The following is a 22,804-nucleotide window of genomic DNA, read 5'->3' as shown; positions in this document are numbered from 1 at the left end:
CCAGTGCTATAATGGCCAGGCTGCTGTTAATGAGGATATGATTATTGTTGGTGCTTACAGCAATGAACACGCAAATGACAAGTCTGAATTCCTACCTGGTATAGCTTCGGTCTCAATAGAATTAGGTACAATAACAGTTGCTGTGGCTGATGCAGGCTATTTCAGCGAAAACAATGCATGTAAGGTGCCGGAAGGTACCGTAGCTGTTATCGCTACATCAAGAGAGCAACATAACAGTTATTTGGAAACTGTTTTAAGTCAAGCACAAAATGGTGGGGACGCCAACGATGTTGAGCCCACACAGCCAGATCTGACAGCAATCGAACAAATGAGAATACGTTTAAAAATTCCCGAATACAAGGCCATTTATAAAAGGCGAAAGCAAATAGTGGAACCTGTTTTCGGCATCATAAAAAGCGTACTAGGATTCAGACAATTTTCATTAAGAGGCGTATTAGAAACAGACAGCGAATGGTCCTTGGTGTGCTTGGCATATAACCTAAAAAGGCTCTTTAAGCTATCATTAGCTTAAAAACGATGATCAACCGCCACTAAAATCCCTAAAGTTACCAATATTAAGTATACAAATGGATCCTTAATCGAGCCGCCGAGTTTTCTGCGATCAAAATTTGAAAAAAGAAATTTAAAAATCATGAGTCCGACAGGCTCCTAGTGTTGCATTTATAACTTGAATCCACCCTCAATATAAAAGAATGTTGCATTTCTTCGCCCGATTACCCAAATATTACTCGCTTTTTACTGCCATAATCTGGATTTACATTGTAAGTGTGATTGTACTGTTCGGTTACTTTGTGTATACTTTCGCCTATAATTTCCCTTTTTATAACGATTTTGAAAATCTGATTCTTTTTTTGTCGGAATACATTAAATCAAATATCCAGAAAGATATTTTTGCTATTTGAACAAAATTTTGAGCATAGGGTATTATTTGCAAAGGTTCTTCATGTTTCTAAATTCGAAGATAAATCAATTCTCAAATTAACAAGTACTGATTTAAAGCTGGATCGTATTGGTGCTGAACTGTTTATTATTGCAACTGAACCGAACGGTGGGAAGCATCAATATATATTTCCGGTTAATTTGGTTTACAAGCGCTCGGTAAAGAGTTTTTACACAACTTTCCAAAAGGTGCCGATGGATGGCTTTGAGGTGACGATTTATAAGGAAAAAATAAGCAGTGCTGATTATAAGCTTCATTTAATTTATTTTGTTGATGGCAAAATAGAAGATAGTTACAACCTGGGATCGATGCTTGTTTCACAATGATTTCCAGACAATATTGATGCACTGGTGGAGTTAGTTGAAAATCGAAGGTACAATTATTGAGTGTTTAAAAGCATGACGAATTTTTTAAAAGCAAAATGGCAAAATTTGATCATGGCCAATTACGCCGTGCCGCCGGAGGTTTTAGCGCCGTATCTTCCCAAAGGTGTGGAACTGGATTTTTATCAAGGTAAAACCTATGTAAGTCTGGTTGGTTTTCTTTTCAAAGACACTAAAATTTTTAGTGTGCCCATTCCATTTTACGGTACTTTTGAAGAAGTCAATCTTCGTTTTTATGTAATCCGGAAAACGGGAAATGAAATAAAACGGGGCGTTGTTTTTATCAATGAAACAGTGCCAAGTAAGATTGTTGCGGTGGTGGCGAATTACTTATATAAAGAACATTACGTATCCATCCCAACCCGTCATGATTGGAAAAGTAATGGCAAAGTGAAACAAATAAAATTTGATTGGAAGATTGCAAATGAATGGAATTCAATCTACGCCGAAGCTTCGGAAGCGGGCGTTCCAATGGCTGTTGATAGTATAGAAGAATTTATTTTTGAGCATTATTACGGCTATACCAAAATTGATGATGCGAGCACCGAAGAGTACAACATCCATCACGATCGATGGAATGTGAATGAAGTTATCAACTATGATATCAACTGTAATTTTGCTGCGATGTATGGAAAAGATTTTGATTTTTTGAAAGACTTAGAACCTGATTCTGTGATGTTGGCAGAAGGTTCACCGGTTTCAGTGAAATGGAAAAGAAATCGTATTTAAGGTAAAGTGCCATGGGCACGACCGACATTGTAGCCGCGGAATTTATTCCTTGGGCTAATGATCGCAACGGTTTGTGAAATTGTTTTCGGCACGACTGATTAATAATCGAAGACTTTGTAATATCAAATAAACGCTTAGTTATCCTTACTCAAATCCGGATCAACGCACTCCATTAATTTAATTCCCGAAATTTCCCTGGAATGAATTTCGGCGTCAACGGGCCCTTTAAAGTCCAGAACCGCCAGCTTATTTTCACCGCGATAAATAAACGAAACCGTTAAACAAGGTTGCCCGAGGTTAAAAGTTTTGGCTCCGGTTTCAGGATATTCTGCTATTAATTTTTCTAAAATTTCCTCGTTTACAAATTCCAGACATTTTAAAATGAACTGGTCGTATTCCCCGTCCCAATTTAAATACAGGAGATAAGAATAGTTGTCCTTGATTTTAAAATAAAAGTTAAATCGCCGGCGCTGGGCAAAATCACCGGAAAGTTGCAACTCAGTAGATTCCGGGAAGTATGATTTTATCTCATCACGTAAATAATCGATGGCTTTCATACTGTTGAGTTATTGTTTGTTCTGGTATTTGTCAATTATAACAAATTTATCAATGGTGTATTATATTTTCAAAGAATTATTAATATTAAAATTGGTATTATGCAAAATTTGGAGATGATTTGTTTTTTGTAGGATAACAATCAGAAAATCCTCCGACTGGCAAATCGAAGGATTTTGAATTTTTTTAAGCATTAAATTTCAATAACAACTTTCTTTCTTGCTATTCTACTTTCAATGGCCTTGTAAGCTTCTTCGATTGTTTCTAATATGTAAATCTGAGAGTCCAGAATAGGCTTTAAAAGTCCGTTTTCGGCTAATCGGGTTGCTTCTTTTAACATTTCTCCATGACGTTTCCGACCTTTTCCTGATAGTAAAGGTAATAGTGTAAAGATACCGGAATAGGACGAGCCACGAAACGATAGCGGAGCCAAACTATGAACGCCCCAACCCAGGATACTTACTACATGTCCGGAATATATTTTAACGGCCTGAAAGGACGCGTCAAGTGTTGTGCCTCCTATTGTATCAAAAATGATGTCAAATCCGTCTCCATTCGTGTGCAAATCAACATAGTCAGAAACCGATTCTTTTTCATAATCAATGGCTGTGGCTCCGAGATTATTTAAAAATGTTTTTTGAGATTCAGATACTGTGGCGAAAACTTTGGCGCCAAATGATTTTGCCAACTGTACCGCAATATTTCCTACGCCACCCGCGCCGCCATGGATCAGCACGCTATGTTTTTCGCTTACCCGGGCACGATCCACCAAGCCTTCCCAAGCTGAAATGAATGCTAACGGAAGAGATGCTGCCTCTCTCATCGTCAGGTTTTTGGGTTTGAGTGCCAAAAGGTCCGGGTCAACCGAAGCGTATTGAGCCAACGAACCCTGTACGCCGCCGATACCACCAGTCATCCCGTATACTTCGTCTCCAACTTTAAAATCTTCAACATTTTGGCCAACCTTAACAATTATTCCAGCCATGTCGATACCAAGTATAGCGGGTAATATTGCTTTGGCGTGTCCCGCATTTCCTGATTTTATTTTAAGGTCAAGTGGGTTTATTCCACTGGCTTTAATTTGTACCAAAACCTGATCGTCGCCAACGGTTGGTATAGCAATTTCTTTCAATACATAAGGAGCTTCAAATTGTTCTAATACAAGCGCTTTCATTTTTCTGGCTGAATTTTCCATGATTATCTTTATTTAAATTGATAAGACAAATTTCGCCGGTTTTGTGAATTGAAAAGGTGTAATTTTACATACAAAAGTTGTATATTTTTGTCATGAAAAAAGATACTTTACACGAGCCATTTGAATTGATCCTTAAAGAATTTCTGGATGTTTGTCCGCGTGGAGAGCATGCGCACAGCTTTTTTGAAATCATTTACGTCGTGGACGGGACTGGAAAACAATCCATTAATTCGACAGAATTTGATTACAAACCGGGACATTTATTTTTGGTTGCGCCAGAGGATTCTCATCGTTTTGATATAAAAACCCCGACGCAGTTTTTCTTCATCCGCTTCAATGATATTTATGTTCAGGCGAAAGAAACCGGGCCGTTGCAAAGGATGGAAATGATCTTGAAAAATGCCAGTCATGAACCCGGTTGTGCTTTAAAAAATGATGCAGATAAAAAGGTAGTCAGGTCTGTTATGGAAGCGTTAATTGCAGAGCATACTAAAAAGGATTTGTATCATAAAGAGCTCATTTCTCAATATATTAATACTTTGCTGGTCATCATTGCCAGAAATATTATGCTGAGCCTTCCTTCTCAAATCGATGAACAAAGTGATAGTAAAGCGGTTAAAATACTCCAATATGTTCAGGCGAATATATACAATCCGGAATTTTTAAAAGGCGAACATATCAGTCAAAAATTCGGGATCTCGGAAACTTACATCGGACGATATTTCCAAAAACACATGAATGAGACGTTGCAGCAATATGTTATGCATTATAAATTAAAGCTGATTGGGAATCGCCTGAAACATACGGATATGCAGATTACCGAAATCGCGAATGAATTCGGATTTACGGATAAAAGTCATCTGAACCGGATTTTTAAGAAATATATGGGGGTGAGTCCGGGAGAGTTTAGGTTGGGGGAAGATGTGATTTAAAGATATAAGCATATTTTCCGTTTTATTTTTAAAGTTATATCTTTAATTATGAGTCTGATAACTCAAAATTAATTAAGATCTAAAGGAGGAGGAAGATCCTGGTGATATTATTTAAAGAGAACAATTAATCTTCTCTTATGTCGATCAAGAGGAATAAACTAATACAACATTTAAATAAACATTCTTGTTATTTCCTTAGGCATGGAGCAAATCATGATCTTTATAGAAATGCGGAAAAAGGTGTGACTACGAGTGTTCTCAGACTTTCTCTGTTGGATCCAATATTTTGCAAAACATATGCAAGCAGCTTGAAATAGAGGAAATATAATTCGTAATTTTAATAAGTCATCCCTTAATCTGAACCCCAAAACCCAAAATTTACGTTAAATACCTACGCAGCGAAAACCATCTGCGAGCACTATTTATCGACTAAAAAATATGAACGAGATTGAGCCGTATTACAATTGGGAGAAGCATTATGTCGCCAGTCGGGATCGGAAGTCACCATTTTATGGGCGGACTTATAATCTTGATTATTATGAAAATGCGATTTATGGTTATTACATCCACCCGCTCTGGGACGAGATTGGCTCGGAAACGCTCTACGTAAAAATCCTTTTCGCCGACTACGACAAACATTTTGCGATTATTGAGCTCATGGGCGAGTGGAACGACACGCTGCACAACGATATTATGTACCTGAAACGCCAGGTTGTTGATCCGTTAATTGAAGAAGGAATCAACCAGTTTATTTTGATGGGTGAGAATGTTTTGAATTTTCATGGCGGTGAAGATGATTATTATGCCGAATGGTTTGATGATGTCGAAGACGGATGGATTGCGGCTGTAAACTTTCGTGACCATGTGGAGGAAGAGTGGAAACGTTGCCGACTAGATTACTATCTTAATTTCGGCGGGACTTTGCAGATGGATAACTGGCGTACGCTTCAGCCGGATATCTTTTATGAAATTGTTAAAAAATTGATCATTAGAAGGTTATCCTAGCAAAAAGGTTTGTGTTTGTTTGCAACGTTCGGAACTCCTTTGTAGCTTACGCTTTCAACCTTTTCTAACTTTTCCCATCCAAATCAACACCCAGTTATGGCAGCTAATGAAGAACCAACACCGTCCGAAAGATCTTTGGATAAGAAAATTGAAGACATTAAAGCTAAATCAACCGAATTGAAAGACGAAACTGCGGATAACGTTGAGGAGATTGGAAAAGATGTGAAAGATGCGGCAGCCATAGGAGTTGATGTTGCTAAAGAAACAGCCGAAGAAAAAATAGAAGAAGTGAAAAGTTATGCAACAGAATTAAAGGCCGAAGCGGAAGTTAAAGCTGAAGAATACAAGGAAGTTGCGGAAGATAAAATTGAAGATATAAAAAGTGAAGCCTCTGAGCTAGCTGCGAAAGCGGAAGACAAGACAGAAGAATTGAAAGTGGTTGCAGAAGAAAAGGTTGAGGAAGTGAAAAGTGATGCAACAGAGATTAAAGCTGATGCAGAAGAGAAAATAGATGAATTAAAAGCGGACGCGTCTGAAAAAGTAGAAGATGCAAAGGAAGTTGTTGCCGAAATAAAAGAAGATGTTTCAGCATCTGCTGAGGCTTATAAAGAAGTGGCCGACGAAAAAATAGAAGAAGTGAAAGCTGATTTTGCAGATGCAAAAATTGAAGCGTCGGATAAAGCGGAAGAATTAACTGCCGAAGCCGGTGAAAAAGTTGCCGAAATGCAGGAAAAGGCTGTTGAAGTAAAAGATGAGGTTGTTGAGAAAGCAGCAGAGGTAAAAGAAGAGGCGGTTGAAAAAGTGGAGGAAATTAAATCTGGTTTTTCGGGTAAGGTAGAGCAGCTTCAAAATGAAGTTGAATTAAATATCGCTGCCGGCAAGGTGAAGGCCGAAGAAGTAATTTCTGAATTGCAGGGCCGGGCCGGTGCTTTGAAGGAAGAAGCGGCCGGAAAGTTTGAAGACCTGAAAGACGAAGCGGCTGAAAAGTTTGCTGATCTGAAAGAAGATGCAGCGGAAAAATTTGAAGACGCGAAAGTGATTGCAGCTGAGAAATTTGAAGATGCAAAAGAAATTGCCGCAGAAAAACTGGCCGAAGCGCAGGTAAAAGCAACAGAACTGAAAGCAAAAGCAGAGGTCGAAATAGAAGAACTGAAAGTGGCTGCTTCTGAAAAATATGAAGAAACAAAAACGAAGGCCAAAGGTTTCTGGGCGAGGTTGTTCGGGAAATAAAAGTAATTTGATTTGAAATGATGCCTGTCTGAACTCATTTCGGACAGGCATTTTTATTATATTCCTGAACTGAAATTTTTGAAACACATGACACTATGATACCGGATATTGAAAACTTATTAGAAATTGCCAGGGATGCTGGAAAGGCTGTTTTGGACATTTATTACGATGCTGAAAAATCGGAAGAAGTTGAATATAAGGAGGATCATTCGCCTTTGACGTTGGCGGATCAGGCGTCCAATGATCTGATTGTGGCAAGACTGGAAATCTTAACGCCGCATATACCGATTATGTCCGAAGAGGAATTGCATGTATCGTACGAAGAACGGAAAAACTGGGAATATTTCTGGTGTGTGGATCCGCTCGATGGGACAAAAGAGTTTATAAACCGAAACGGTGAGTTCACCATCAATATCGCTCTTATTCATAACAGAGTGCCGGTTTTAGGAATTATTTACATTCCTGTAACAGACACGATGTATTACGCAAATCAGGAAACGGGTGGATGGAAAATTGATTCTGATGGAATTAAAACCCCTTTGAAAGTTGATAAAAATAGTACCGACTGGATTTCAGTTGGAAGCCGTTCCCATGCAGCGCCTGAGGAAACCGAAGTTTTGGCGAGATATCCGGTTGTGAAGAAAATTGCTATCGGCAGTTCTCTTAAATTTTGCTTGCTTGCCGAAGGTTTAGCACATATTTATTTTCGTCAAAATCCGACGATGGAGTGGGATACAGCGGCGGGACAGGCCATACTAACATTGAGCGGAGGGCAAATGACAAAGCTAAATGGCGAGCCGTTTTTGTACAATAAGGTTTCGCTTGTCAACGGAAGTTTTATTTGCGGAGCACAGTATGTTACGCTGCACGACGGAGAATAAAAGCAGTATAATCAACGGTTAGAGTATCTTTTGTTTGAACTACAAAACATCAGAAACCATGAAATTTTTTAAACCGCATTACAGGCTCATCTGTCTTACTTTTCTTCTGGTTTTATTTTTAAATCATAGTTTTGCGGATCGAAAGGACAAGTTGTTATCCGGGAAAATGGTTGTAGTGGTTAATGATTTTGTAAAATCTTTGGACGCCGGACAAATAAAGGAGGCCTGTGTTTCTTTCGAAGATACGATTCGTTTTGACTGGCATTATGTGCCGAGAACACGAAAAGGCCTGACGCTGAAAAATATGAAGGAACCTCAGCGGACGAAAGCTTTTGAAATGGTTAAACTGGTTATGAGTGCAAATGGCTATCAGAAAACGCTGGATATTGTTGATTTGGAAAATGTACTTCGTGTCGTTGAAAAACGTAGTTCAACCGATACCTACCGCGATCCGGAAAATTATTCCTTCATGGTTTTTGGTACTCCGGATCTTGTTAAGCCTTGGGGCTGGCGTATGGAGGGACATCATGTTTCGCTGCAATTTACTTCTGTTAATGGCGAGATCACGTTTACACCGGGTTTTATGGGTTCGAATCCAGGTAAAGTTTTAGCCGATGTTCCGCAAAAAGGAAAACGTATTTTGAAAGGTGAACAGGATATTGCTTTTCAGTTACTGCATTCATTTTCGGATGTCCAGCGTCAAAAGGTGATTTTGTCAGAAAAGGCGCCGTGGGAGATTTTATCTGCAAACAACAGGAGCAATATGGTTGTTGTGAAGACGGAAGGTATGGCGATGAAAGATATGACAGCACCACAAAAAACACTTTTTCAAGAGCTTATCGCCGTTTATCTTAATCGCTATCATGTGACATTGAAAGATCAACAAATGGTTAAATTGAAAAATTCAGGGCTTGATGGCATACATTTTGCTTGGATGGGAAATATGGATCCGGAAATAAAAGAAGGAGCGGGGTTTTATTATCGGATTCAGGGGCCAACAATCCTGATTGAATTTGATAACACCCAAAACAACGCAAACCATATCCATACCGTCGTACGGGATCTGAACAATGATTTCGGCGAAGATTTACTTCGTTTGCATTATGAAAAAATGCATCCGAAACCTTAGAAAATTTCTTTCATTTAAATCGGTGTTCAATGAATCAGCCATTTTCTGTCCCCTTTCAACATCCGTTCACACCGGATAAAAATTATACAAAATCAATCGCTTACTTTTCAATGGAATTCGCCCTTGATCAGGCTTTGAAAACTTATTCAGGAGGATTGGGTTTTCTGGCGGGGTCGCATATGAAAAGCGTATATGGCCTGCGTCAGAATTTAATCGGGGTCGGGATGCTTTGGAAATATGGGTATTACGATCAAGGACGTAAACGCGATAATAGTATGGAACCTCAGTTTCATGAAAAAATATATCATTTTTTAACGGATACCGGTATCAATTTTCAGATTCCGATTTTGGGAAAACAAGTTTGGGTAAGGGCTTATTATCTTTCTCCCGAAGTTTTTAAAACGGCTCCAATGTTTTTCCTGACCACGGATGTGGATGGGAATGATGAACAAGCCCGTGCAATGTCTTATTCTTTATACGATTCTGATGTGACGATGAAAGTCGCGCAAGGTATGGTGTTGGGAATAGGTGGGGCTAAACTGCTTGACGAACTGAAATATCAACCGGATATTTATCATTTGAATGAAGCCCATGCTGTTTCCGCAGCATTTTATTTATACCAGAAATTCAAAAAATTGCCGGAGTTAAAGAAGCGTTTGGTATTTACAACCCATACGCCGGAAGAAGCCGGAAATGAAAAACATGATATCGGCTTTCTGGAAAATCTGGGATTCTTTTCCGGACTGAAAATGGACGTAGTTCGTAAGATTACCGGTATTGACGATAATATTTTCAATCATTCGCTGGCGGCTTTACGATTGAGCAAAAAGGCCAACGGAGTTTCAAAACTGCATGGAGAAGTCGCACGACAGATGTGGAAAAGTTATCCGGGAATTAGTGAAATAACGCATATTACCAACGCCCAAAATAATACGTATTGGATCGACGAGACGCTGGAAAAGGCGAGAATCAAAAAAGATTCGAAAGCCATTTCTACCAGAAAGAAGGAACTTAAAAGTGTTCTGTTTAAAACAGTTGCAGACCAGTGTGGAAAAATATTTGATCCCAATGTATTGACAATCGTTTGGGCGAGACGGTTTGCGGCATACAAACGTCCGGATATACTGACCTGGGATGTCGAGCGGTTTAAGAAATTGCTTGATAATAAGGATATGCCAATCCAGATTATCTGGGCAGGGAAACCATATCCAAAAGATGAAGGCGCAATTAATACCTTCAATCATCTTTTCTACCTTAGTCACTATTTTGATAATATGGCAGTGCTGACAGGGTACGAACTGGCACTTTCGAAACTATTAAAAGATGGTTCTGATGTTTGGCTAAATACGCCGGTCGTTACCCGCGAAGCTTCCGGAACAAGCGGCATGACAGCGGCGATGAATGCTTCCATAAACTTATCCACATACGACGGCTGGATTTGTGAATTTGCCAAAGATGGAGAAAATTCATTCATTGTGCCAGTAGCACAAGGCGATGATATCAACAAAACGGACTGCGACAACTTCTTCGATCTTATCGAAAATAAAGTCTTGCCGACCTATTATAAAAATCAAAAAGAATGGCAGCGCATTACGTTGAATAGCATGAATGATGTGAATGAACCATTTAATTCGGATCGAATGGCGAGGGAGTATTATGAGAAGTTATACTAAGATTTGGATTTAAGGTTTCACGCAAAATAGGGAAGTAAAAGGGCAAAGGTCGCTAAGTTTAATCTTTGCGATCTTTGCCCTTTTACTTTAATCGAATATTGAATAAATTATAATTATTCAAATAATATTTTTATCATTGTCAACATTTTTAAATCAGACTAAATGTGATGATGGAGAAATATTACTTTGAACAAACGGACCTGAAATTTCTTACCGTCCTGGTCGTGATTGTTTTACTGATACCGGTAGCAGCAATTCTGTGTCTTTCGATTTTGTCACCAATGGCTGGTGAAGGTTTCCTTATATTTATTGCCATTGGAGCTCCCATTCTTGTTTTTATATTGAACAAAAGGAAATTGACGAAACAGGTCGAAGCCTGTGTTGATGACACATCGGTTTCTTTCGATTTTGGAGACTATACGGAACAAATTGATTTTGAGAATTTGAAATCCTACCAGATTGAAGATTATAATGGGATAACTCTTCGATTACAAATCTTAAATAGAAAGAAGATTGAGCTTACAGCAAGTAGTGGATTTAGTGACCTTTCACAAATGAAAATTTTTTGCAAGGCTCTTGAACAAAAAATTCATTTGAGTAATAAAAATAACTTGTCGAACGTAACAAGAATTGCATCTGCTTTTGAGACAAAGTGGATGTTGCCATTACTGATTATCCTGACAGTTATTATTTCAATCATTTTGATAAATTCTTTTTCAAAAGAAAAGTTGTTTACCGTTTCCTTTTATACTTCAATTACAGGGTTAGCAGGCTTATGGCTTACCTGGTATCGAGCCAGACAAAAAAAGCAAATGCACTCGCTTGATATTAGGAACAGCTGATACGTTTAAATTTCACGCAGAGTAAGGAAGTAAAAGGGCAAAGGTCGCTAAGTTTAATCTTTGCGATCTTTGCCCTTTTACTTTTTTGCTTAGCGTGAAAAAACTAAATTTGAGAAAGTTACAATCCAAACCAATTCACTTCTATGAAATTCATTTCTTCAATCTTCCTTTCTCTTTTCCTTTTTCAAACAACGTTCGCGCAGGATTTTTCTGAAAAAATTACCCTCGTCATTCATGGTGGAGCTGGCACAATTACCCGGGCTAATATGACGCCTGAGAAGGAAAAAGCTTATCGTGAAGTCTTGAATATAGCTTTGCAAAAAGGATATGCCGTTTTGAAACAAGGCGGAACCAGTGAAAATGCTGTTGCAACCGCAATCATGGTGATGGAGGATTCGCCACTTTTCAATGCGGGGAAAGGAGCTGTTTTTACCAATGAAGGCAAAAATGAAATGGATGCAGCGATTATGGATGGCAAAACTTTGAAGGCAGGCGCAATTGCGGGCGTTACCACAATTAAAAATCCAATTCGTGGAGCGATTGCTGTTATGGAAAAATCTCCTCACGTATTAATGGCGGGTAAAGGCGCAGATTTATTTGCCAAAGAGCAAGGTCTGGAAATTGTTGATCCTTCCTACTTTTACACCGAAGCGCGTTACAACGCTTTGTTAAAAGCAAAAGAAGAGGAGAAAATTGAACTGGATCATACCGAAAGCACAAAAAAGGAAATCCGGGAAAAGCCGAAAACAGGTTTTTTAAAAGATGAAGATCTGATTTTTACAGAAGGCAAAAAGTACGGCACTGTTGGATGCGTAGCTTTGGACAAATTTGGAAATCTAACAGCCGGAACATCGACGGGAGGAATGACCAACAAAAGATATGGACGTATCGGTGATGCACCAATTATCGGTGCAGGAACTTATGCAAATAACAATACCTGTGCAGTTTCCGCTACCGGTCATGGAGAATTTTTTATCCGGTCTGTCGTGGCTTATGATATTTCTGCTTTGATGGAATACAAAGGTTTAGCAGTGAAAGACGCGGCAGATGAGGTGGTTATGAAAAAACTTGTGGAGCGTGGCGGAGAAGGGGGAGTGATTGCGCTTGACAGAAACGGAAATTTTGCCATGCCTTTCAACAGCGAAGGAATGTACCGTGGTTACATAAAAGCCGACGGCAAAAGTGAAGTGATGATCTACAAAGACGAAGTGAAGAAGTAATGATTGTTCGCCCTGCGCAGGGCGAACAATTGTTTAGCGTTTTCAACGCGAATAAATGAAAAATACCAGGATTTCCACTACTCAATCTGGCTCGCCAGCAAAGCAATTCCATCCACAAAACTATGCGGTTTATAACCTAAAACTGATTCTGATTTAGTCAGGTCAAAACCTGTTCTTGGAGGACGACGTGCAGGTTGCGAAAATCCTGAACTATCCGTCTGAGAAATTAGTGATTTATCCAGTTTGAAATAATCGGCTGCAATGATCGCCATTTCATACGGAGTATAAAGTTCTTTTCCGGAAATATTGAAAATCCCCTCAGCTTCCTGGTCTGCAATTAGAAAACAACCCTGAGCAAGATCTTCCGCCAGCGTTGGTGTACGGAACTGGTCGGTTACCACTTTTATATTTTTTCCGTCTTCCAACGATTTTTTTACCCAAAGCACAATGTTGCTGCGACTCATATCGTGCGCTATGCCATAAACCAAAACGGTCCGTGCTATTGCCCATTTTATATCAGAATGGATCACCGCTTTTTCAGCAGCATATTTGCTCCATCCATAAAAGCTTACAGGATTTGGTTCTGCATCTTCTTTATAAGGTCCGGCAGTTCCGTCAAAAATGAAGTCGGTAGATACGTGAACCAGGAAAACATCATGTCTTTTACAAGATGAAACCAGATATTCCACTGCATTTACATTCTGTTTCCAGCAAGCGTCTTTTTCAGCTTCACACTGATCCACATTGGTCATAGCCGCTGTATGAATGATTATGTCTGGTTTTACCAACGCAATAACTGCTTCAACTTGCGCCGGATCTGTAATGTCCATGGTGTGATAAATATAGCCATCATGGAAAGGCAAACGGTTTTCTGCTCTTGCCGTAGCAATGGTTTCAATTGCAGAATCTTTAATCAATAATTCAACCAGTTTCTGTCCCAGAAGTCCGTTTGAGCCGGTGATCAGAAAACGTTTTTTTGTAGGTGTCGAAGTTGAAATATCTTGTGCGGTAACCGTCATATCTTGATTATAAGTGCTTGTTTGGAGCAATATAGAACATAAATTGATAAAAGATAAAGCTGCCAACCGGATAGGAAAGCAGCTTTATCTCAAAATTTAGTTGAACCTTAAATTTTAATCCCCAAAGTAAGCCGTGCGATATTATTTTTAACATTGCTATCCTTAAAGTATTTTGAGATTCCACCTTTTACCACGAGTGCTGAAAGAATATGGTAAAAATAAATCTGTTTTTCATGATGAAGTGATATTTGATAATACCAGCTTTTGACGGAAAGGCACAGATTTGTCACAAAAAAAGTCGCCGAAGATCTTTTAACAGAACTTCGGCGACCTCGTAATTAATCTTAAAAACAGTGCATTTGATTTTGTAACTTTTCAGCCTTCAAATACATAGCCATATTTTTTTGTAATCTTTTTCTTTCTCATTTTCTTCACAGATACCTTCATTTTGATATCCTTATCAGGCCGGTCGCGATCATCTTTTGGTTGAATACTGATTTTATCAACAATATCAATTCCGTCAATAACTTGTCCGAAAACAGTATAAGCTCCGTCCAGATGCGGCGTTCCGCCTTCCGTTTCATAAACCTTCCTTTGTGAATCCGTCAGTTTTCTTGCCGCGCGTGCCGCTTGTTTGTCAAGATCAGATTTATTCCATTTTTTGCCTTCAACAATATAAAACTGACAACCGCTTGATTCTTTTTTCGGGTTATTATCTCTTGCAGCGGCCAGAGCACCTTTGCGGTGAAAAAGTTTAGGACTTATTTCTGCCGGTACTTTGTATCCATTATCACCTTTCCCCAAAACAGCATCCGGTTTTGCATTACGAGAATTAGGATCGCCACCCTGGATCATAAAATCCTTAATAATGCGGTGAAAAAGCAAATCATTATAAAATTTGTCTTTGGAAAGTTTGATGAAATTCTCTTTATGTTTCGGTGTTTCATCAAATAAAATAACACGCATCTTACCAAAATCAGTCGTAATGGTTACGAGATAATCTTTTTTAGATTTTTTTTGAGCAAAGGTATTATAGGCCGACAGGCAGAAAACTGTCAGCAAAATCAGTCGGTTAATTTTCATTTTTTATTATTTAGCAGCAAGTACATTTTTATCCGGCGTAAACTGAAATTTCAGTCCATAGTCCTTTCCTTCTGATACATCTTCCATGCTCACGTGGACAGAGTTTTTGTTCCAGGTCACAGTTTTACCACTTTCTTTCGGAGCTTGATACGTTTCTGTGAAATAGCTTTTTCCTGCATTCCACAATTGTTTTGTAGCGTCCGGACTGTTTAAATAAACATCAACGGTAATTTTGTTAACTTTTTTATCAGCGGTCAGGAAATATTGAACATCAATTGTTTCAAGTTTTTCCGTTTCAAAAGTATATCCGACGTGGTCGGCTACGTCTTCAAACATTTCAAAATTTTCAGTCGCTTTTACTTTCGACAAAGGATCTCCAAAAACAATGCCACGAAATGTTCCGGCGGGGGAATCGCCAATGACTTTTTCCAGCAGTGCAGACTGGTCGCTATTCAATTCTTCATGGGCTGGTGGAGTTATGGCAGCTGAATCAATTACTTCGGCATCCTTCTCCTGACTGGTTTTTGTTTTGCAATTTTGTAATATAACTGCCAGGAGCACAACTGCCAAAAGGTTTCTAAGTAGTGTAAAGTGTTTCATTTTTTGCTTAAAGAAATATATGCCACAAATCTAACTATTATCAATTTGTTTTTTTAATGTGGTTTTAATTATCCGCTAAATATATTTTGGTAGTATCTGAAAAAATAGAATTCTTATCGGGGAAGATAAAGAAGTGTGCCTTTCTTAGCACTATAAGGATTGGGGAATGTTTTCTGGTTTTGTACTAAAATTCTCTGCCAATGCTGAAAAAGAATCGGCGATCTCCTTTTGCATTGAAGGTTTGGTTAAAACGTGCTACAATATTATAGAAGGTAACAACGTCCACCCCCACGCCGCCACCATAAATGCCTTTGTTTCCCAGTGAGGTATTACTAAACTGCGGATAATAATTTTTGACATAACCTGCATCCGCAAATGAATTGATATAAACGGCCAACGGAAGGGTATTGAACTGGCGGATTGGAACCCAGGGAAAATGTTTCTGAGTTGAAAATAATTTATACTTCAACTCATTTTTTATCAGTGCATAATCTTGTCCGTCAACTACATATAGTTCATAACCTCGCACCAGATCATTGCGGTAGCCAAGCCCGACTGTTTGCAGATAAGGTTGTTTTTTAGGAATGGAAAAACGTCCGCGAACTCCTGAATTTGCAAACCATTTGCCGCCCAAATGAAAATATTGTTTAAAGGATCCATAAATGTAAGCCTGGTTGATTTCATCAGATGGTAAAAGTCCGATTTTGGAAAACTGGATTCCCCCAACCCGGCCACGCAAGGCATATTGATAATTGTCCCGTTTATCGTAACTATATGAATACGTAAGCTGGAAATAGGTTTGGCGCGTTCTTCCTTTCAGGAAATAATTGGGATTTAAGGCTGCGATGGTATCAGTGACAGACGTACCACTCCAACGCAGATCCAGCGAGTGGAAAGTATAATATTTGTTTCTGCGGGTTAATGTAAGGAAGGTATAAAACCGTTTTTTATTGATGTCTTCACTATTGTAATAATCCAGTTTATCCCGCCAGGTACGAAAAGCCATTGTTTTATTAATTGAATAAGACGCTCCGACCGTGATTCCTGTTTTTTGCGCTTTATCCAGATAAGGTAGGGAATATGAAACTTCAAATTTTGGAATAAAACCAAACTCAGCAACCAACCGAAGCTTATCTGCACGGCCGGTAACATTTCCATAACTCATATAAATTCCATAAATCGTCCTGCTGAAATCCCGGTTACGGTCGTACCACCATTCATTGAAATTTCTGTCGGCGAGCTGGAAAACCGGCGTGGCTATAAAATACCAGCGTTCTTTTACTACGATCCTAATATCAGTTCTAACGGAATCTTCATTCGGTTTCAGGAGTAATTCTGCTACTACAAAAAGATTGGTATTGATAACCTTGCGACGGTCTATTTCCAGCGTTTCCGCAAGTTTGTCCTGACGAATGGTATCTCCGGATTTAATTGCCATTTCCCGCAAAATAATTCGGTCCATCGTGCGGTGATTTCCTTCAACAGTAATATTTCCAATGATTACATCTGGCGTTTCATTTGCCGGTAATACCTGGGTGTGGGCTGGTCCGGCAAAAAGAAGGAAAAAAAATAAAAAGTAAAAATTTTGATTGCGTATTGTTTCCTTCATTCTTCGCTGCCCATGTTTCAGTTTGAAACGTTTTTTTGATAATAACCGTATTAATTGCTTTCTCAAAATTACGCTTAAATCGGTTGGAATGTTGATAAAAGGGTAAATAAACTGAATTGCCGGTAAGAAATACGGTCTATTTCCACTGTTAACGGAAAGTTAACTTTTAAAAAAACAAGTTATATGAATAGTCTTTTTTTTCAGGCTTAGAGTATCATACAACAACTAACCAGCTAATAAAAATGACACATTCCCGGGCTGAAAATTTGATCAACAAACTGATCGCTAACAAGATTTCAGGGGAAGAACTGGGTGAACTGCTGGAAGGTTTAAAAAATGAAGACGAACAGCAAAAGTATTCCGATGCTCTTGAAATTTATTTTGACCGGTTACTGAAAGAAAACGCAGGAAACCAGCTGGTTAAAGATCAGGAGAAAACTAACCCGTAAAAGGTGTAATGAAACAATCAGTAAAACAATCAATGCTTATTAAAAAACTTTATTAACCCTTTTTGCTTGTCTTTGTCCAATAATTATTCTAAAAGTTATGAATTCAAACTCTATTTCTCAGCGTGTGCTCAGACGATTATTTCTCCTGGTCCTTATGGCCGGAGTCGGTATTTCGTTGGCCAGCGCACAAAATGTAGTTACAGGTAAGGTGACGTCCAAGGACGATGGCACAATAATGCCAGGAGTAAATATTATCCTGAAAGGCACACAGACAGGAACAACAACCACTGCAAACGGTACGTATTCTATTGAAGTAACTGGTACTAATCCTGTTCTGGTTTTTTCTTTTGTTGGATACAACCAGGAAGATGTTCCCGTTAATGGCCGCAGCGTAATTGATTTTACAATAACACCAAGTGCTGAAAATTTAAAAGAAGTGGTTGTAACCGCCCTTGGAATCAGCCGTGAGAAAAAATCACTTGCTTATTCAGTCGCCGAAGTTAAAAGCGAAGATCTTGTAAAAGCATCGAACCCGAGTTTGATGAAGTCGCTGGACGGTAAGGTCAGCGGTGTGAATTTTACCAATTTGAGCAGTGATCCTACTTCGTCAGTTCTTGTCAATATTCGCGGAACAAGTACAATGCCAACCACCAGCCAAGGAGGAACGAACGTTTCATTGAACTCACAACCATTATATGTTATTGATGGTATCCAGGTAGGGTCACAATCTACGACAAACAAAGATGGTGTCGATTTTGGTAACATTCTATCCCAATTGAACCCGAATGACATTGCATCGGTAACAATTTTGAAAGGTGGCAGCGCAGGTGCATTGTATGGAGCAGAAGGTGGAAATGGTGTTGTGATGATCACAACAAAATCTGGAAGAGGCGGTAAAAAAGGTCTCGGAGTTTCTTATTCTACTTCTTTTTCACAGGAAAAAGCGTACCAGTTTATTCAGGAACAAACTGAATTTGGTCAGGGAGAAAGAGCTAATGAATGGCAATATGATAACACGGATACCTGGGGGCCGAAACTGGACGGATCTTTCTCAGCGGACTATTGGGATGTCAAAAATAAGAAATGGGCAAATGGACCAATGACTTCGTCAAAAGAGAACAGGGTAAAAGCATATCTTCAAACTGGGCATACGATTAATAATAGTGTAGCGATTACCGGAAATTCTGACAAAGGTGCGTTCCGTTTAGGTATTTCAAATATGACCAATATCGGGGTTATGCCAAATACAAAAACAGAGCAGAAGTCCTTTACATTGAATACGGATTACAAGCTATCTAAAAAGATGACTGTATCGGTTAGTTCAAGCTACATCCACACGTATTCTCCGAACAAGCAAAATACGACCGGTTCGAATAGTGTGTTGAACAATTTGCTTTTCAACTTGCCTACGAATTTGCAGCCATTATCCGATATGAAGGATTACTGGCTGACAGGTTTTGAAGGTGTTAAGCAAAACGGTTCGATTATGAAGGATAACGGTGTTGACGTTGCCAATGATAATCCTTGGTTTACGACTTATGAAAAACTTCACCGCTTTACGCGTGATAACTTCTTTGGTAAAATCCAGTTTAACTGGCAGCTTTCAGACAATTTCTCTCTTTTGGCAAGAACCGGGATGGAAAATGTGAAGGAAGGATATGAAATGAGACAATCGTGGGGAGCAAAAGGGGATGCTTTTGGAGGATATGTTACAGGTAATAATAGCAGTATTGAAGCAAACTCGGATGTAATCCTTACCTATAATAAGAATGTTGGCCGACTTTCTATAAATGGCTCTGTCGGTGGAAACTATCGTTTCAATAATTCAAACAGTTCTGAAATAACCGGCGGTGATTTGAATTCTCCTGGATTGTTTGCAGTATCAAACATAAAAGCCGGAACATTGACCACGGCCGCAGGTAGCAACTGGCCTTTCAGAACTACGAAATCCCAGAGTTTATATGCAATGGCAACAGTAGGCTGGGACGATAAATTCTTCCTGGACGTAACTGGACGTAACGACTGGAAAGGAATTTTGCCAGAAGAAAAAATTCATTACTTCTATCCGTCGGCATCTTTGAGCTGGGTTGCTTCTGAATCTATCCATTTTCCGGAAGTATTTACTTTGGTAAAACCGCGTATCAACATTGCTGATGTGGGTAATGGTTTGGTAAAACAAAGATCTGTTGATACGTATACCTATGACGCAAGCCCATGGGGATCGGCAAATACGGTAAGTCTTACAAGTTCACTCGTTGATCCTAACATTAAAGCACAGCATTCAATTACAAAAGAAGCCGGTCTTGATTTGTGGTTGTTCAAAGGTCGTGTGAAATTTGACGGAACGTATTTTATCAAAACACAAAAAGATCAGATTGGTAATATCTCATTGGTACCTGGAACGGGTTATACCGGTTTGTTAACCAACATTGGTGATGTAACAAATAAAGGATTTGAATTTGGACTGAATTTAACTCCAATCAAAACAAAGGATTTCTCCTGGGATATTTCTACAAGTTTTACACATTACAAAGCGAAGATCACGAAGTTATCTGACCAGTTTGCGCCAAACGGATATGTATTTACAAACTACGACGGCAAAACAATGGTGAAGATTGCCAAAGGTGAAGAAATTGGAAGCATCTACGAGCAAAATCCAATTCTGCGCGTAAAAGAAGGACAATACAAAGGAATGATGCTTCTGGATTCTGATCAGGGAAAGGTCCAGTTGTCATCTGATGAAAGAGATCGCGGAAGACTTGGTAACTTCAATCCGGACTTTATTCTTGGTATCAATACTACCTTGAAATACAAACAATTCAGTCTGGGTATCGTAGGAAGTTTGAGAAAAGGCGGAAAGTATGTTTCTGTAAATCAGCAATATCTTGAATCGAACGGAAGAGCGGAATCTACCCTGAGCTCTGGTCCAAATAATCCTTACTGGATGGGTGGCCGTGATGCAGCACATGGCGGACTTCCCTGGCCAGCAGTTGGATCAAGTTCTTTTGCAGCGATCAACGACAACAACGATTCGAAGCGTTCGACTGCTGTTCAGGATGCGGTTTACGTAAAAGGTGTATTTGTAAATCCTGACCATTCAGGAGCGGATGGAGTAACAGATGCTGATTATATCGTAAACGGTGCGGATAAAAACAATACTTTCTATGATTTCCCATACAACGGTTATGGTGATATTATCTGGGATTTTGCATCGACAAGAACATACAACGCTACAAACTTTAAGTTGAGAGAATTATCTTTTGCGTATTCTGTACCGGGTACAATTACTAAAAAGTATTTCCTTAACAACCTGATGTTATCCGTTTACGGAAGAAACCTTTTCCAGTGGAACCAGTCGGGCCGTCACGAAGATCCTGAATCTGCATTTTCAGGAGTTGGTACAAGTCAGGGAATTTTAAGAGCAACTTTGCCGAGTATCCGCTCTTACGGATTCAAGGTGTCAGTTGATTTTTAATTAATAACGTTTATTCAAAGCATTATGAAATCTATATTAAAAGTATTTTTGGTTACCACATTGATAGGATTTACTTCCTGTAGTGAGGATGAGTTACGAACTGCGGATACCTTACAGCAAAAAGATGCAATTGAGTCTGTCAATGACCCTTATCTGCTGGCCTCTATTATCAAAAAAACGTCTCTTTTTTATCAAAAGATGGGTTTTGATACCAGAAAACTTCCTGCGGCAGTACAGCATATGGAAAGCAATTACCAAAGCGGTGATAATTTCTATGATGGTTTCAGGCTGGCTACTACGGATATGTACGATGCCATGGAAATCCTTAAAATGATCGACGGATCAATCACCCTTGCACAAACCCGGGGTTCCAAAACCCATCAGGGGATTTTCAAGGTTTTTCGGGTGATGCTTTTTTCTTTTATGACAGATTTTTATGGTGACGTTTATTACTCAGAGGCACTTAAGGCGAGAGAGGGAATTTTATATCCAAAATACGATAAGGAGCAGGATATATACAACGGATTACTTGCTGAACTTGACGATGCTTCTGCATTGATTTCTGGTGGAACCGAAGAAATATCGACTCCCTATGATCTGATGTTTGCGGGGGACAAAGTGAAGTGGCAAAAATTTGCCAATTCCGTTAAGCTTAGATTACTGATGCGCGCATCTAATAAACTGACGGATGCCGGGGCAAAAATAGCTGCAATTTCCGGAAATGTTTTATCTGAAGCTACTGAAAACGCCTCAATTGGCTACATTGGAACGGTAGGTGATGCTGGTAATATTCCCGGCAATGCCTGGACGGGCGGTACCGTTAACTGGGGTTCTGTTGATGAATTTAACAAAAGAAGACCCTGTAAAACATTGGTTGACAAGCTGGCTGATTTAAATGATCCGCGTGCGGCTATCTGGTTTGCTCCGGTGGAAAGGCCGTGGACAAGCGATAAAAGTCTGGACGGTGTTACTTTTGCCACAACAGATCCAAATGGTTATACCTATTCTTCAACCTGGGAATTTATTGACAGAAAAAAGCAGGAAATTGCTGAATACGCTACAAAAGATATTCTGATTGATTCCAACAAAGTTTATGTTGGTTTTATCGCAGGTATGCAGGCTGACTGGAAAAATGGAAACGGACATTATAATACGGCTGCCGGTGGTGTTGTGGGCAATTTTAAAGTTTCCAAGTTTTCTACATTGTTCAGACAGAATGCACATCCTTTGCTTAAAGCGCAGATTATGAATAGTGATGAGGTTCAGTTTTTGTTGGCTGAGGCGGCTGCAAAAGGTTTAATTACCGGAAGTGCTGATACTTATTACCGCAAAGGAATTACAAATTCATTGCTTCGCTGGGGAGTGCCTCAGGCTTCTGTTACCAAATATCTGGCTCAGTCGAATATTGCTCTGCCGACGGATAAAGCCGGACAGCTTGCGAAAATTGCAGATCAAAAATGGATCAGTCTGTTCACGGTTTCGGCGGAAGCTTACCTTGATCTTCGCCGGACTAAATTACCGAATATTTTCAGTAACGGAAGACTTGGCGGTTATACATTCCCACTTCGTTACCGTTATCCGGGTAATGAACTCGGGCAGAACAGAGATGCTTACGATCTTGGTGTTTCGACTTTGTCACCTGCCACAGACGATCAGTTCTCTAAAATCTGGCTGTTGCAATAATTGCAGCAGACTTGGCAAAGGACATTTGTTGTCAGGGTTTGTCAGGAAATGGTCATTTGATTGTCAGGAATTGTTTGGCAAGATGCTGATTTTGATAATGATGTAGTAAAAATAAGAATGCTGATCCGGAAATGTGCTGAACTTTTATTTC

General features: G+C 39.3%; 20 protein-coding genes. 14 read left to right on the top strand and 6 right to left on the bottom strand.

Annotated elements, in window-relative coordinates; genetic code table 11:
- The 3 genes from FZF08_RS24300 to FZF08_RS24290 form a co-directional block, all read left to right on the top strand.
- Window positions 1-532 (top strand): transposase (locus FZF08_RS24300; RefSeq protein ID WP_159474788.1); only part of this gene is annotated, 532 nt, incomplete at its 5' end.
- 380 nt (window positions 533-912) lie between these two features.
- Window positions 913-1,287 (top strand): hypothetical protein, encoded by a 375-nt coding sequence (locus FZF08_RS24295; protein WP_159474767.1) that lies wholly within the window; start codon window positions 913-915, stop codon window positions 1,285-1,287.
- A 72-nt stretch (window positions 1,288-1,359) separates the two neighbouring features.
- On the top strand, window positions 1,360-2,073 hold the full coding sequence (locus tag FZF08_RS24290) for a YqjF family protein (protein ID WP_159474764.1): 714 nt from the start codon (window positions 1,360-1,362) through the stop codon (window positions 2,071-2,073).
- A gap of 134 nt (window positions 2,074-2,207) precedes the next feature.
- Here FZF08_RS24290 and FZF08_RS24285 read toward each other — a convergent pair whose 3' ends face one another.
- Together FZF08_RS24285 and FZF08_RS24280 are read right to left on the bottom strand one after the other, a co-directional pair.
- Window positions 2,208-2,630 carry a hypothetical protein gene (locus FZF08_RS24285; protein ID WP_159474761.1) on the bottom strand — a complete coding sequence of 141 codons (423 nt, stop codon included), beginning with the start codon at window positions 2,628-2,630 and terminating at the stop codon, window positions 2,208-2,210.
- A 191-nt stretch (window positions 2,631-2,821) separates the two neighbouring features.
- The gene (locus FZF08_RS24280; RefSeq protein ID WP_159474758.1) at window positions 2,822-3,823 is read right to left on the bottom strand and encodes a zinc-dependent alcohol dehydrogenase family protein; all 1,002 of its coding nucleotides are present in this window, start codon (window positions 3,821-3,823) and stop codon (window positions 2,822-2,824) included.
- 92 nt (window positions 3,824-3,915) lie between these two features.
- Here FZF08_RS24280 and FZF08_RS24275 point away from each other — a divergent pair, with 92 nt between their 5' ends.
- The 8 genes from FZF08_RS24275 (at window position 3,916) to FZF08_RS24240 (ending at window position 12,735) form a co-directional block, all read left to right on the top strand.
- Window positions 3,916-4,755 carry an AraC family transcriptional regulator gene (locus FZF08_RS24275; protein WP_159474755.1) on the top strand — a complete coding sequence of 280 codons (840 nt, stop codon included), beginning with the start codon at window positions 3,916-3,918 and terminating at the stop codon, window positions 4,753-4,755.
- 438 nt (window positions 4,756-5,193) lie between these two features.
- On the top strand, window positions 5,194-5,760 hold the full coding sequence (locus tag FZF08_RS24270) for a hypothetical protein (protein WP_159474752.1): 567 nt from the start codon (window positions 5,194-5,196) through the stop codon (window positions 5,758-5,760).
- A gap of 96 nt (window positions 5,761-5,856) precedes the next feature.
- Window positions 5,857-6,990 (top strand): hypothetical protein, encoded by a 1,134-nt coding sequence (locus tag FZF08_RS24265; protein WP_229216675.1) that lies wholly within the window; start codon window positions 5,857-5,859, stop codon window positions 6,988-6,990.
- A gap of 95 nt (window positions 6,991-7,085) precedes the next feature.
- Window positions 7,086-7,871, top strand: a complete 786-nt coding sequence (gene cysQ, locus FZF08_RS24260; RefSeq protein WP_159474749.1) for a 3'(2'),5'-bisphosphate nucleotidase CysQ — start codon at window positions 7,086-7,088, stop codon at window positions 7,869-7,871.
- A gap of 58 nt (window positions 7,872-7,929) precedes the next feature.
- Window positions 7,930-9,000 (top strand): DUF3500 domain-containing protein, encoded by a 1,071-nt coding sequence (locus FZF08_RS24255; protein ID WP_229216674.1) that lies wholly within the window; start codon window positions 7,930-7,932, stop codon window positions 8,998-9,000.
- A 29-nt stretch (window positions 9,001-9,029) separates the two neighbouring features.
- Window positions 9,030-10,673 (top strand): alpha-glucan family phosphorylase, encoded by a 1,644-nt coding sequence (glgP, locus tag FZF08_RS24250; RefSeq protein ID WP_229216673.1) that lies wholly within the window; start codon window positions 9,030-9,032, stop codon window positions 10,671-10,673.
- A 167-nt stretch (window positions 10,674-10,840) separates the two neighbouring features.
- Entirely contained in the window at window positions 10,841-11,515 is a 675-nt protein-coding gene (locus FZF08_RS24245) for a hypothetical protein (protein ID WP_159474746.1), read from the top strand.
- Window positions 11,516-11,658: 143 nt separating this feature from the next.
- Window positions 11,659-12,735, top strand: coding sequence for an isoaspartyl peptidase/L-asparaginase family protein (locus FZF08_RS24240; RefSeq protein WP_159474743.1), 1,077 nt, complete (start codon window positions 11,659-11,661; stop codon window positions 12,733-12,735).
- Between the two features lie 77 nt (window positions 12,736-12,812).
- Here FZF08_RS24240 and FZF08_RS24235 read toward each other — a convergent pair whose 3' ends face one another.
- From FZF08_RS24235 to FZF08_RS24220, 4 genes are all read right to left on the bottom strand, one after another.
- A complete protein-coding gene (locus tag FZF08_RS24235) occupies window positions 12,813-13,754 on the bottom strand; it encodes an NAD(P)-dependent oxidoreductase (RefSeq protein WP_159474740.1) in 942 nt (313 codons plus the stop codon).
- Window positions 13,755-14,129: 375 nt separating this feature from the next.
- Entirely contained in the window at window positions 14,130-14,837 is a 708-nt protein-coding gene (locus FZF08_RS24230) for a peptidylprolyl isomerase (RefSeq protein WP_159474737.1), read from the bottom strand.
- Between the two features lie 6 nt (window positions 14,838-14,843).
- Window positions 14,844-15,437 carry a hypothetical protein gene (locus FZF08_RS24225; protein WP_159474734.1) on the bottom strand — a complete coding sequence of 198 codons (594 nt, stop codon included), beginning with the start codon at window positions 15,435-15,437 and terminating at the stop codon, window positions 14,844-14,846.
- A gap of 184 nt (window positions 15,438-15,621) precedes the next feature.
- Window positions 15,622-17,046 carry a POTRA domain-containing protein gene (locus FZF08_RS24220; RefSeq protein WP_159474731.1) on the bottom strand — a complete coding sequence of 475 codons (1,425 nt, stop codon included), beginning with the start codon at window positions 17,044-17,046 and terminating at the stop codon, window positions 15,622-15,624.
- A 242-nt stretch (window positions 17,047-17,288) separates the two neighbouring features.
- On the opposite strand from FZF08_RS24220, the gene FZF08_RS24215 reads away from it, so the two are divergent.
- From FZF08_RS24215 to FZF08_RS24205, 3 genes are all read left to right on the top strand, one after another.
- A complete protein-coding gene (locus FZF08_RS24215; protein ID WP_159474728.1) occupies window positions 17,289-17,495 on the top strand; it encodes a hypothetical protein in 207 nt (68 codons plus the stop codon).
- Between the two features lie 97 nt (window positions 17,496-17,592).
- A complete protein-coding gene (locus FZF08_RS24210) occupies window positions 17,593-20,970 on the top strand; it encodes a SusC/RagA family TonB-linked outer membrane protein (protein ID WP_159474725.1) in 3,378 nt (1,125 codons plus the stop codon).
- Window positions 20,971-20,994: 24 nt separating this feature from the next.
- Window positions 20,995-22,653: a SusD/RagB family nutrient-binding outer membrane lipoprotein gene (locus tag FZF08_RS24205; protein ID WP_159474721.1), complete on the top strand. Its 1,659-nt coding sequence runs from the start codon at window positions 20,995-20,997 to the stop codon at window positions 22,651-22,653.
- The last annotated feature ends 151 nt before the right edge of the window (window positions 22,654-22,804 follow it).

This window comes from Dyadobacter sp. 3J3 (assembly GCF_009801115.1).
GTDB lineage: Bacteria > Bacteroidota > Bacteroidia > Cytophagales > Spirosomataceae > Dyadobacter.
The sequence above is the reverse complement of the archived record's forward strand: the minus strand, read 5'-3'. Positions and strand labels throughout refer to the sequence as shown.

Coding starts and splice junctions, on each gene's coding strand:
- FZF08_RS24275 (WP_159474755.1), top strand. CDS start 3,916: ATGAAAAAAGATACTTTACACGAGCCATTTGAATTGATCCTTAAAGAA.
- FZF08_RS24240 (WP_159474743.1), top strand. CDS start 11,659: ATGAAATTCATTTCTTCAATCTTCCTTTCTCTTTTCCTTTTTCAAACA.
- FZF08_RS24245 (WP_159474746.1), top strand. CDS start 10,841: ATGATGGAGAAATATTACTTTGAACAAACGGACCTGAAATTTCTTACC.
- FZF08_RS24235 (WP_159474740.1), bottom strand. CDS start 13,754: ATGACGGTTACCGCACAAGATATTTCAACTTCGACACCTACAAAAAAA.
- FZF08_RS24285 (WP_159474761.1), bottom strand. CDS start 2,630: ATGAAAGCCATCGATTATTTACGTGATGAGATAAAATCATACTTCCCG.
- FZF08_RS24220 (WP_159474731.1), bottom strand. CDS start 17,046: ATGAAGGAAACAATACGCAATCAAAATTTTTACTTTTTATTTTTTTTC.
- FZF08_RS24210 (WP_159474725.1), top strand. CDS start 17,593: ATGAATTCAAACTCTATTTCTCAGCGTGTGCTCAGACGATTATTTCTC.
- FZF08_RS24255 (WP_229216674.1), top strand. CDS start 7,930: ATGAAATTTTTTAAACCGCATTACAGGCTCATCTGTCTTACTTTTCTT.
- FZF08_RS24205 (WP_159474721.1), top strand. CDS start 20,995: ATGAAATCTATATTAAAAGTATTTTTGGTTACCACATTGATAGGATTT.
- FZF08_RS24265 (WP_229216675.1), top strand. CDS start 5,857: ATGGCAGCTAATGAAGAACCAACACCGTCCGAAAGATCTTTGGATAAG.
- cysQ (WP_159474749.1), top strand. CDS start 7,086: ATGATACCGGATATTGAAAACTTATTAGAAATTGCCAGGGATGCTGGA.
- FZF08_RS24215 (WP_159474728.1), top strand. CDS start 17,289: ATGACACATTCCCGGGCTGAAAATTTGATCAACAAACTGATCGCTAAC.
- FZF08_RS24230 (WP_159474737.1), bottom strand. CDS start 14,837: ATGAAAATTAACCGACTGATTTTGCTGACAGTTTTCTGCCTGTCGGCC.
- FZF08_RS24225 (WP_159474734.1), bottom strand. CDS start 15,437: ATGAAACACTTTACACTACTTAGAAACCTTTTGGCAGTTGTGCTCCTG.
- glgP (WP_229216673.1), top strand. CDS start 9,030: ATGAATCAGCCATTTTCTGTCCCCTTTCAACATCCGTTCACACCGGAT.
- FZF08_RS24290 (WP_159474764.1), top strand. CDS start 1,360: ATGACGAATTTTTTAAAAGCAAAATGGCAAAATTTGATCATGGCCAAT.
- FZF08_RS24270 (WP_159474752.1), top strand. CDS start 5,194: ATGAACGAGATTGAGCCGTATTACAATTGGGAGAAGCATTATGTCGCC.
- FZF08_RS24280 (WP_159474758.1), bottom strand. CDS start 3,823: ATGGAAAATTCAGCCAGAAAAATGAAAGCGCTTGTATTAGAACAATTT.